This window comes from Aquaspirillum soli, from assembly GCF_054781915.1.
On record NZ_BAAGTM010000011.1, the window covers coordinates 17,634 to 29,611 of the forward strand.

General features: G+C 49.3%; 8 protein-coding genes. 3 read left to right on the top strand and 5 right to left on the bottom strand.

What is annotated here, in order from left to right:
* Window positions 1–22 precede the first annotated feature (22 nt).
* Entirely contained in the window at window positions 23–724 is a 702-nt protein-coding gene (locus ACYVJG_RS09905; RefSeq protein WP_460430913.1) for a phosphoadenylyl-sulfate reductase, read from the bottom strand.
* Between the two features lie 122 nt (window positions 725–846).
* On the opposite strand from ACYVJG_RS09905, the gene cysB reads away from it, so the two are divergent.
* Complete coding sequence (gene cysB, locus ACYVJG_RS09910; RefSeq protein ID WP_460430964.1) at window positions 847–1,782, top strand: HTH-type transcriptional regulator CysB; 936 nt, start codon at window positions 847–849, stop codon at window positions 1,780–1,782.
* Here the strand turns inward: cysB and ACYVJG_RS09915 are convergent.
* From ACYVJG_RS09915 to mltA, 3 genes are read right to left on the bottom strand one after another with little or no spacing between them, the layout of a single operon-like run.
* Window positions 1,757–4,861 (bottom strand): efflux RND transporter permease subunit, encoded by a 3,105-nt coding sequence (locus ACYVJG_RS09915; RefSeq protein WP_460430914.1) that lies wholly within the window; start codon window positions 4,859–4,861, stop codon window positions 1,757–1,759. The genes cysB and ACYVJG_RS09915 overlap by 26 nt on opposite strands.
* An 18-nt stretch (window positions 4,862–4,879) precedes the next feature.
* Window positions 4,880–5,953, bottom strand: coding sequence for an efflux RND transporter periplasmic adaptor subunit (locus tag ACYVJG_RS09920; RefSeq protein ID WP_460430915.1), 1,074 nt, complete (start codon window positions 5,951–5,953; stop codon window positions 4,880–4,882).
* 20 nt (window positions 5,954–5,973) lie between these two features.
* Window positions 5,974–7,221, bottom strand: a complete 1,248-nt coding sequence (mltA, locus tag ACYVJG_RS09925) for a murein transglycosylase A (RefSeq protein WP_460430916.1) — start codon at window positions 7,219–7,221, stop codon at window positions 5,974–5,976.
* A 112-nt stretch (window positions 7,222–7,333) separates the two neighbouring features.
* Here mltA and ACYVJG_RS09930 point away from each other — a divergent pair, with 112 nt between their 5' ends.
* Window positions 7,334–9,424 carry a methyl-accepting chemotaxis protein gene (locus tag ACYVJG_RS09930; protein ID WP_460430917.1) on the top strand — a complete coding sequence of 697 codons (2,091 nt, stop codon included), beginning with the start codon at window positions 7,334–7,336 and terminating at the stop codon, window positions 9,422–9,424.
* Window positions 9,425–9,658: 234 nt separating this feature from the next.
* Window positions 9,659–9,985, top strand: coding sequence for a hypothetical protein (locus ACYVJG_RS09935; protein WP_460430918.1), 327 nt, complete (start codon window positions 9,659–9,661; stop codon window positions 9,983–9,985).
* 344 nt (window positions 9,986–10,329) lie between these two features.
* Here ACYVJG_RS09935 and ACYVJG_RS09940 read toward each other — a convergent pair whose 3' ends face one another.
* Entirely contained in the window at window positions 10,330–11,961 is a 1,632-nt protein-coding gene (locus ACYVJG_RS09940; protein WP_460430919.1) for a methyl-accepting chemotaxis protein, read from the bottom strand.
* Window positions 11,962–11,978: the final 17 nt, after the last annotated feature.

Sequence of the window (11,978 nt, forward strand, 5' to 3'; positions counted from 1 at the left end):
CTTTATGCAAAACAGCGCGGTTTTAACGAGGCCGTTTCAGCGCAGAAGACACATGCAAACCACATTCTTTCGATTCTGGGTTTTCCCACCACCAACGGCCAGCGCGAACATCTTCCCCCACTGCAATTGCCCGCGTACAGGGCGCACAGCCAATGGAGGGATAGTGACGATCATGTAAGGCGTTATAGGGTACTTGGTATTGTCGCAAGTATTCCCACACTTCTTGTTCTGTCCATTCAATCAAGGGATTGAATTTCATCAACCCGTGATCGGCATCAAAGCTGCGATCACTCAAATCTTGTCGTGTTGGCGATTGTTGTCGGCGGAGGCCGGTAATCCACGCTTGTTGCCCGGCGAGGGCACGGCGTAAGGGTTGCATCTTACGCACTTCACAACAGCCCTTGCGCAAATCAACAGAATCATAAAAGCCATTGATACCATGCGTTGCTACCCATGTTTCAACGGCATGGGTGTCTGGGAAATAAACTTGTAACGCCAAATCAGGGTAATGCTGGCGCACCTTGGCTAATAATTCATAGGTTTCAGCAGGCAGACGGCCGGTGTCCAAACAAAATGCTGGAATCGGTAACTGCTGACGAGCGATAAGATCGGTCAACACCATATCTTCTGCGCCCAAACTATTGGCAAACACAGCGGGGGCGTGGTGTTGGGCAATTTCTGCCAACAACTGTTGTGCGATGGCAATTTTTGCGGCTAATGACATGCTGAATTTCTCGCAAAATAAAATCTTGCCGCAGTCTAAAGCAAGCAGTTTAGAACTATGAAAGAAGATTATGTTAGGATTTAAGCACAATTAGTTATTAAAAATTCAGCAAGGGGCTCATGATGAAATTACAACAGCTGCGTTATCTGGTCGAAGTCTATAAGCAAGGGCTCAATATTTCGGAAGCGGCAGAAAAACTGCATACCTCACAACCGGGGGTGTCAAAACAAATCCGATTGCTAGAGGATGAATTAGGCATTCAAGTCTTTATCCGCAATGGCAAGCGAGTGGTGGCAGTCAGTGAGCCCGGTAAGCATGTGTTACATATCGCCGAAAGAATTTTACTAGAAGCCAAAAATCTGAAACGGGTAGGTGAAGAATTTGCCCATGAAGATCAAGGCAGTTTAACTATTGCCACCACCCACACCCAAGCGCGTTACGCGCTCCCACAAACGGTACGCCGCTTTCGTGAACGCTATCCAGAAGTGGGTTTGTCGATTAAACAAGGCAGCCCAACCCAAATTTGTGAAATGGTGGTGACGGGTGAAGCTGATTTTGCGATTGCTACCGAAGGGATCTCCTCGTTTCCTGAGTTGGCTGCGCTGCCTTGCTATCAATGGAACCGTGCCATTGTCGTACCAGAAGGCCATCCGTTATTGACCCTCAACCGACCATTGACGTTAGCCGATATTGGCCGCTGGCCGATTATCACCTACGACTTTGCTTTTACGGGCCGCTCGAAAATCAATCGTGCCTTTGCCGACGCAGGGGTGGAACCTAACGTGGTGCTAACCGCCATCGATACCGATGTGATTAAAACGTATGTCAACATCGGTTTAGGGATTGGCATTATCGCTGCAATGGCGTTTGAGCCAGAGCGCGATCACGGTTTGCGCCTTATCGATGCTGCTCATCTGTTTCAGCCTTCCACCACCCGCATTGGCATCCGACGTGATGCTTATTTACGTGGTTTTGCTTACCACTTTATCGAGCTATTTGCCGCCCATCTGACGCGAAAAGAAGTGGATAAAGTTATGTTTGCTGGCGAGGAGGACTAAACTTGCGGCGCAACCACGCCGAGGCAGTATCCAAATAGCTATAGACCACCGGTACCACAAACAAGGTGAGTAAAGTGGATGTTAACAGCCCACCAATCACCGCTTGTGCCATCGGAGCATTCAGTTCTGCTCCGCTGGCGCGGGAAAGTGCCAAGGGCAACATGCCAAAAATCATTGCCAAACTGGTCATTAAAATGGGGCGTAAACGCACTCGGCCTGCAGCTTTCAAGGCAGCTAGACGATCTATTCCCTCACGGCGTGCCTGATTGACGAAATCGATCAGCAAAATCCCATTTTTCGCCACCAAACCCATCAACATAATTACCCCAATTACCGAGAACATATTGAGGGTACTGCCCCAGACCAATAAGGCTAAAAACACCCCAATAAAGGCCAAGGGTAGCGACATCATAATCGCGATCGGTTGGAAGAAGCTGCGGAATTGAGCGCACAAAATCATGTAAATAAAAATGACACCGATAGCCAAAGCCTGAACCGCATACGAAAACGACTCTTGTAAATCTTGACTCTCGCCACCTTGGTCAAATTGATAGCCAGTCGGTAAACGATAGTTTTGTAGCAAGGTTGCCACTTCAGTAAACACATGCTGGGCATCTCGGCCTTGGATATTGGCAGTGAGGGTTAACTCGCGAGCCTGATCCATGCGGTTAATTTGACGCGGTACCTGTGTTTCCACCACTGTTGCGACGGTGCTCAAGGGCACCATTTCACGGCTGCCATCGCCTAAACTGCGTCCAGCAATTTGAATGTCCTCCAACAACAGGGGCTGTCGTGCTGGTTTGGGGACGATGACCCGCACATCGTAATTTTCGCCATCTGGTGCTTCCCACGTCGAGACCACTTTACCCGCCAATAACACTGCCAACGTTTGCCCCAGTTGTTCCATGTCAATCCCAAGGCTGGCTGCAGCATCGCGCTGTAGACGCAATGACAGGGCTGGCTCAGCGGCATCTAAACTGGATTCGATATCTGTTACGCCGTCAATTTGGCGCAAACGCTGTCGCACATCAACAGCAATGCGTTCTAAAGTTGCCATATCTTGGCCACGGATACCGACCCGAATCGGTTTTTCATTTCCCCCCGGGCCGCCGCTCACGGCGACCGATTGCAACTCAATCCCCGCGATATGAGGTAGCTGCTGTCGCCATACTTCCATTAGGGTAAAAACAGAGCGGGCACGTGCCGCTTTATCATGCAAAATCACTTGCAAAGAGGCCTGATTGCGACCCTCAGCAAATCCACCGCCGATATTGATATAAATATCTTTTACCTCAGTGGCTTGCCGTAACAGTTGATCGACATGGCGGGCTTTTTGTTCGGTATATTCCAAGCTAGAACCCGCAGCGGTTTTAAACTTAACAGTCACTTTTCCGGTGTCTGACTTGGGCAAAAACTCAGCCCCAATCACCGGCACTAGCGCAAAACTGCCCAATAACAACACCGTGGCAGCGGCTAAGGTGGTTTTACGATGTTGTAACACCCAATCAATCGCCAAAGCATAACGCTCTGCCAAACTGTCCATTGACGTTTCAAAGCGATCCAGCAGACGCCCTAGCGGGCCACGGTGGGCATCACCGTGTCGGTGTGGGTCATACCAGATGGAACTGAGCATTGGATCGAGGGAAAAACTGACCAACAACGAAATCAAGACCGCTACAACCACAGTCAGACCAAATTGTTGGAAAAACTGCCCAATAATGCCGCCCATAAAGCCCACGGGGAGAAAAACTGCTACTACGGTGAAGGTGGTTGCCAAGACTGCGAGCCCGATTTCTTCCGTTCCTTCTAGGGCTGCTTGAAAATGAGATTTCCCTAAACCTGCATGACGGACAATGTTTTCACGCACTACGATAGCATCGTCAATCAATAAGCCAATCGACAAAGTCAGTGCTAATAGACTCATTACATTGATGGAAAACCCTGCCACAGCAATCGCGAATAATGTACCAATCAGCGCAATCGGCAAGGTTAAACCAGTAATCACCGTACTGCGCCACGAACCGAGAAACAGGAACACAATCAGGACAGTCAACGCTGTTCCTTCTAGCAAGGTATCGCGCACCGTGGTGAGTGAATCACGGACATCATCCGCTTTATCGTTCATCACCCGCAGCATCACCCCTGCTGGTAATTGGGCTTTGAGTTCAGCTAATGCCGCTTTCACTGCGGCAGAAGTGGCAACGATGTTGGCACTTCTCGCCGCTTTAATTTCTAAAGAAAGGGCTCGTTGACCGTTGATCAGCGCCAATGACTGGTATTCCTGCTCGCCATCGCGAATCGTTGCAACATCGCGCAAATAGACGGCACTGCCGTTGCGCCAAACCAGTTCAATCTCGGCAAACTGGGCGACGGTTTTTAACTTACCATCCACCCGCAAAGCAATCTCGGGTTCTTGTCCTGTCAGACGACCCGCTGGGAAATCTCGATTGGCTCGTGCAATCGCATCATTTACCGTTGCAATGTCTAGCCCGTACGATTGCAGGCGAATGGGGTCGATTTCAACTCGCACTTCTCGTGTAATCGCCCCGACAACCTTTGCCTCACCCACGCCAGACACCGTTTGCAAACGCTTGCGCAACACTTGATCGGCCCATGTACTCAGCTCACGCGGCGGTAGGCTGTCTGAAGAGACAATCAGCGTCATCATCGGGCTATCTGATGGGTTGACTTGATTGATGGTTGGATTGGAAATTTCACGGCGGAACTGACCGGTGACTGTCGCCACCTTATCGCGCACCTCTTGTACCGCAGTAGCTGGGTCTACGCTGAGCTCAAACTCAACCACAATCACCGATGAGCTTTCAAACGAGTACGAGCGCAGGTGTTTAATCCCTGCCAAGGTATTTAATGCTTCTTCTAAAGGTCGAGTGACCTCACTTTCCACCACTGTCGGGGATGCTCCCGGGTATTGTGTGCTGACCACAGCAATTGGAAAGCGAATGTCTGGAAATTCTTCTACTGGCAAGCGAGCCAACGAGAACAACCCCAAGACCACCAATGCCGCCATCAACATGGCAGCAAAATAGGGGTTATTTAAACTGACGCGGGTAATCCACATAGGGCAACTTTCTCAGGGTTAAGGCTGTGGCAAACGCACTGGTGTTGCAGGCGCAATACCCAACACCTGTGGCAAAATCACCCACTCTCCAGCAGCAATCCCTTCAACCTGCGCCCACTGTTGATTGGTAAAACCCAGTTTTACCGCCTGTTTCTCTGCCTTACCTTGCCGAACCCGCAAGACCCATCCTTGTTCGCCTTGTCGTTGTCGAATCGCACTCAAGGGCAATACAACTGCTGGCGCGGCCTGTGCCAACACCAACTCACCGCGTGCTAACTGCCCTACTCGCAAATGGTGATGGCGATTCTCGACTGCGACATACACCTGAAAACTGCGATTGCCGGCAATGGCAACCGGATTGATGCGCTCAACCTGTCCTTGATAGCGACGGGAATCGCCTTCGACACGCAATTCAGCGTGTTGTCCCACTTTGACGCCAGCAATATGTTGAGCAGGAACGGTGACCTTCCATTGCAAACGGTCGAGGTTCACGATATGAAACAGTTTGCTATTGCGGGCAGCCAATTGGCCGACTTCAATATGGCGTTCGGCAATCACACCAGCGAAAGGGGCTTTTACCTCGGCGTAACTTAATTCTTGTTGTGCGCGTTGCAATTGTGCGCGTTGTGCCTGTCGCTGAGCGCGTTGCACGGCTAATTCTGCTTGAAATTCTTCCAGGGCCAAATGCGAAATAAATTGACGTTGGTACAGCTCTTGTTGCTTGAGCAATTTTTGTTGTGCAAGCTGCCAACGCGCTTCTGTGGTGGCCAGTAGCGCCTGTTGCTCTCGCACTTTTTCCTGCAATTCACGCGCCTCGAACACCACCAATGATTCCCCTGCTGAGACGGTCTCACCGGTTTGTTTCCGCACCTGTTTTGCGACAGCTTCCACTTGTGCATATAACACTGCACTTTGGGTGGCTTCTAACAGACCATTCACCGCTAGGGTTTGCGCTAATGCCTGTTGCCGAGCCTGTACCACATCACTGCTTGAGAGCTGTCGTGGTGGTGCTTCTGCCGTGGTTGCCATAGCAGGTAACAGCAGCCCACCCCACAGGACGATCAGTGTGATTAGTTGTTTCAGCCTCGGCATAACGCCCTTTCCCTTATTCGTTAATAAATTGCGACACCCGCCGGAGGTAAGACTCCACGCGGTAATAATGTCCACATCTGGCCCGGTTGTTTCATCCGCCCAGCCACCTCACCCGCTTTGGCACCAAATCCCCAGAAAAAATCCGCGCGTACCGCCCCTTTAATTGCCGAGCCAGTGTCTTGAGCAAACACCAACCGTTGTAGCGGCTGACTCGACAGCGGTAAGGTTGTATCTAACCAAATCGGTGCACCCAATGGGGTATAACGGGGGTCGATGGCTACCGAATGCTCTGGTGTTAACGGCACACCCAATGCACCGGGCGGGCCTTGGTGTGTTGGGGCATCAGCCAAACGGCGGAAAAACACATAACGCGGGTTAGCGGCTAACAATTCATGTAAACGCTGAGGATTGGCTTGTGCCCATGCTTTGATGCCTTGCATCGAGGCTTCGTTCGGTTTTAATTCACCACGATCAATCAACCAACGGCCAACCGATTGATAAGCAAAGCCATTATGATCGGCAAAACCTACCCGCAAATGGCGACCATCTGGCAATTCCACTCGGCCAGACCCTTGAATTTGTAAAAATAACAGTTCAATGGGATCGGTTACCCATGCTAAGGCCTGTTCGGGGCGTGGGCCGAAACCTTGGGCAATTTCAACATTGCTGTAGTACGGCAGCCACTTCCCATTTTCAATCCGTCCCCGTTGGGTGCCTTTACTTACCAAATCAGAGGGTATGCCATAGATTGGATAGCGCGCTTCGGCGGTGCGTTGCAAACTGCCACGCAACAAAGGCTCGTAATAGCCAGTGACCAAACCCGTGTAGCGATAACTTTGATCCATTAAACGGTACGGCAAAAATTGGCTCTCAAAATAGGCCCGAATCGCCTGAGCATCACGGCCATCCACGCCTTGCGCCTGACGGCACACCTGTTCCCAGCCAGCGCGTTTTTCTAACACGCGACAGCTGGCGACCCATGCTGGCCACGCCGACCGGAAATCGCTGCTTTGCCAACCGGGTAACATCTGCCATTGGCTGCGTAGGTAATGCGGCTGTGGCGACTGTCCCTGAGGGGTTACCGTGGTCGGGGGTTTAGGTGGAGTCGAACAGGCCGCTAACACCAACACAGCGGCTGCAACAATAAGAGAAGGAAGGCGCATGATCGTCCGAGCCGAGAACAAAATAAGCTTCGATTTTAGAGAGTGTTGTGCAATTGCGCCATGCACCATGTCTTGGGCATATTGCATAATGCGAGAATAATTCATGCTTAATGCAGAAAATTTTTTGCGAAAAATCTGCACAATCCACTTTTAAGGCACTAATATGTGTTTTTCGCATTTTCAATCTGCGTACTCACCCGCTTTGCTGTGACCAAATATGAAAATTAACTTACCAATTACCCAAAAAAACATTCCATTCCCTACTGGATGTTACCTAGTTTCGCGTACGGATCTCAAAGGTAAGATCGTGGATTGCAACGATGCCTTTGTTGAAATTAGCGGTTTTGACAAAAAGGAATTGGTAGGTTCTAGCCACAATATTGTGCGTCACCCCGACATGCCACCGCAGGCATTTGAGCAAATGTGGCGGCGATTAAAAAAAGGCTACCCTTGGCGTGGTTTGGTCAAAAACCGTTGTAAAAATGGTGATCACTATTGGGTCGAGGCGGTGGTGGTGCCGGTGAGAAAAGACGGTGAAGTCACCGGCTATCTATCTGTCCGCGCTGCCCCAAAATCGCATGATGTCGCAGCGGCAGAGGCGTTGTATGCCAAGTTGAAAGCCGATCCGAAACGACGGCTCTCGGGCAGTGCGCGTGGTCTTGCTGCCATTCCGCTGCGGATAAAACTGTGGTTTGCCACTGCGCTATCGGTAGTGTCGTTAATTGCCGGTACGGGTATTGGTATGTGGGGGATTCAACACAGCAACCAAGCCTTAGGTGCGCTGCATGATGAGGCCTTAGTTCCATCCAACTTGGTCAGTGAAGTGGTGTTATTGATGGGCGAAAATCGCAGTCAAATCGCGCTTTCGCTACAACACGAACCCACTAATCCTTTTGCTAAGGCACATGACCATGCCTTGACCATGCACTTGGAAAAAATTCAAGCCAACCGTCAGCGTATTGATGAATTGCTCAATAAGTTAACCAGCCTACCGCTAGATAACACTGCTAAACAAAAAATCAGTGAGTGGAGCACAATCCGCCAACGCTACGTTGAAGAAGGTATTGGCCCTGCATTTCAAGCTTTACAAAAAGACAATTATTTAGAAGCCAACCGTATTTTATTGGAAAAGGTGAATCCAATTTATCAACAGGCGTTTAATGTTAATCGTGATTTGATGCAGTATTTTGAACAGCATACCGAATCGTTACATCAAAACGAACAGACCAACTTTGAGAGGATTTTCTGGTTAGGGACGATAGGTGCCATCGTATCAATTAGCTTAGTGTTGTTAATCAATCTGTGGATTTTACGCCGTCTGACACAGGGGATGCGTAATAGCCAATATGTGCTGGCAGGGATTGCCGAGGGTGATTTAAGCCGGTTTATTGATGTCAGTGGCCGTGATGAAATTGGCCGTATGTTGTGTGATCTTGCCGTGGCACAAACCCGACAAAAAGCGGTGTTGGAACGTATTTCACGTGCTTCACACCGAATTGATGGTCATGTGGAATCGCTCAGGCATGAAATGGATTTGGTGCAAAGCCAATCACACCAGCAACAAGGCCGTACACAAGCGGTTGCTGCCGCGACAGAAGAACTGAGTCAAACCATTGTCGAAGTGTCACATGGGGCACAACAAGCAGCCGCTGCGGCGCAACAATCGCGGGAACTGGTGCGTCACAGCAGTGAGGCGATTAAGAGCAGTTTGAATGTCACCGAAAAAGTGGTGACTGCGGTTAGTGAATCGGGCTCGGCGATTGATGAATTGCATCGTTCTATTGATCAAATCGGCGCCATTACACAAACCATCCGTGGTATTGCCGATCAGACCAATTTATTAGCCTTAAACGCCGCGATTGAGGCGGCCCGTGCAGGTGAGGTGGGGCGAGGTTTTGCGGTGGTGGCTGATGAAGTGCGCACTTTGGCGGAACGTACGGGGGTCAGTACGGCAGACATCACTCGCATGGTGGACGAAATCCAAACCGTGACGGAGCGTGCGGTACAGATGATGCAAATTGCTGTGCAGCAAGTGGATGATGGCATGAGCAATATGCGTAGCAGTGTCGCGGGGTTGGATGAGGTGGAAGCGGCTGCCGATCAGGTCGCGGTTCAGGCAGAACGGATTGCGACTGCCGCAGGGCAACAGGCACAAGCCAGCCAAGATGTTGCAAACCGAATTGAGGAGGTGAGTGTGTTAAGTGAACAAAACACTCATGCCGCGCAACAAGCGGCAGAACGCTGTAGCCACCTCGACTACACCGCCAGCCGACTGCGTGAAGTGGTGGCTGAGTTTAAAATTACTTAAAAGCTGTAAGGTTGGTTAATTCACCTGTACGGTGCAGTCACCCCAAAGGGGTGATGTACCAACATTCTTGATGGTCATAGCTGATTGATTTGGGGTAATTGGTGCATCGCCCTTTCAGGGTGATGCACCCTACGCAATGCTGGCTCCAAATTTAGAAATCCGATTTCTAACCTATCATTCCACCGGAGCTGCGCGAAAAACCGTGCAGGTCGGTGAATTCAAACGTTATAAGCAATGAATCTAGACTATTCGCTATTTCCAAAAATGGAATATGGCTATCTCTGCACTCCAACACCAGATGAGGGGCTAAAAGAATTCAGTGATCTATATGATCGATTTTGCTCGGCTATTTATATGGCTTCAAACATAGGTGTGCAATCATCAACTGGCTACACTAGAGCCGCCCTAGCAGAGTTTGCTGGAATAGATGAGTTTATAGAGCAAAACTTCAAACAACTAAAGCGCGAAAATTACATTATTTATAAACAGCCGAACCCATTATTTCACATAATGAAAATGCTCAGAAACTATAACGTGCATATTGCAGAAAGTTTCTTGTAAGAAAAAGAAATAAATGTAGCGTTTCGATCGAAACCAGAAGAAACCTTTGAGATCAAAATATCCTATATAAACAATCTGTCTGCTGATGAGCTAAAGAAATTGAGGAGTGCAAAGGATTATAGCAAAGAGGAGATTGAAAAAATGATCATGCACTTCGAAACCGCACAACATAAATTTGGTGTTTCAGATCTTTTAATTTGTGGGGTAATACTCTACTCTAAGGTGATTGCAAATCTTATAACAAGTCGCTGAAATCCGAGCAAAATTTTGTCCACCTTAATAAGAACACAAAAAAGCCCGCTTAATGCGGGCTAATTAGCGCGGGGATGGTACCGCTGGATTTTTTAAAGTTTGAAAGCTGAAACGGCAAGTTGCAAACTTTGGGCATTTTGATTGAGTGCGTTCGCCCCTTGTGCGGTTTGATCGATGCTCATCTGATTAGATTCAGTCATCGTCGAAATAACCTCCGCTCGCTGCGCAATGTCTTGAATTGCCTGTTTTTGCTCGGTGAGCGTAAAACCAATACTGTCTAGATGCACGCGAATACTTTCAGCATTCTGCTTCACCCCAAGAATAGATTGAGTGGCTTGTTGGCTTTGGGCTACGCTTGTTTCGGTGACGCTGACCTTATTCTTCATCTCGCTGACGACTCGGCTGATACCCGATTGTAAGACCTGAATTTGCCGGCTGATGTCCACCGTCGCCGAGCTGGTTTTTTCCGCCAGTTTTCTCACCTCATCAGCTACCACTGCAAACCCTCGCCCCACCTCACCCGCACGGGCTGATTCAATTGCTGCATTCAATGCCAGCAGATTAGTTTGGTCGGCAATATCGTGAATTGTTTGGGTAATACTCACAATGGTGTTGGCCTGTGCCTGTAAATTGTCCAAGGTGAGACTCGATGCCAAAATTTCCTCAGCCAAATGCTGAACATTACCGGCTGTTCCAGAAATGAAACCAGCACAGGTTTCCACCGCATTATCCGCGTCTTGTGCTTCCAATTGCACAGCGTGCATTTGATTCGCTAATTGAGTGATGCTTTGCAACACCTCCTCTACCGCCACTGCAATGCCGCGCGAGGCTTCGCTTTGGGTGTGGCTGGCTTGTTGAACGGCAAAAACCGATTTGCTTAACACGTCGGCGTGTTCTCGCATGTCTTTGGAGGATCCGTCAATGTGGCCAACCATCTTGCGCAGTTGTGTCTGCATGTCAAATAGGGCGGCAAATAAGGTATCTTTTTGTTGGTATTCTGACTGGTCAGTTGGCTGGCGCAAATCACCGGCGGCAATGTCTGCCGTGCGGCGCATGACATCAATCGGTTCACCGCCCAAGGTGTGAAATACGCGGCGATATTGCAGCCAACCACCGAGCAAAACCAAGGCGATCAACGTGACATTACTGCCTAAAAGTAGGTTTCGAGAAGCCTCAATCTCTGACTGACTCTCTTGAATGATCTTTTCGGTTTCTTTTTCTACGCCTGCTTGCAGGGTTTCCAAATGTTTGGTGAGTTGCTCTGCTCGGTCGTCAAATCCACTTTGTGGTTGCTTCATCCAAGAATTGCCGGCTGCTTGACCTTGGGTAATATAAGCCTCGGCCATCTTTTGGCCTGTTTGGTAAAAGATGTCTAAGGCTTTTTGCACTTCTGTGGCTTGATTCGCGTGTTGAGGGTCGATTTCTGCGAGCTTCTGCAATTTACTCACGGCGTTGCCGTAGTGTTCTTTGGCATCAGAAAAGCCATCGCGGTCGCCTGTTGCACTGACATCAGTTAGAAATTGCTGAATTTGAACCACATGAAAACGTACATCTTTCATGTTTTGAATCAAAGCATTGGCGAACTGGTGTTCGTGTTGACTGATTTGCGCCACTTTAGAGAGTTGATAACTAATCCCCCAAGACTGCGCTAGCAGCAACACAATCATTGACAAGACAAAACCCAATAACAGAGGTTTGAGTTTGTGCGAACCGGAGGAAAACATAATTGATCCAAAGAAGT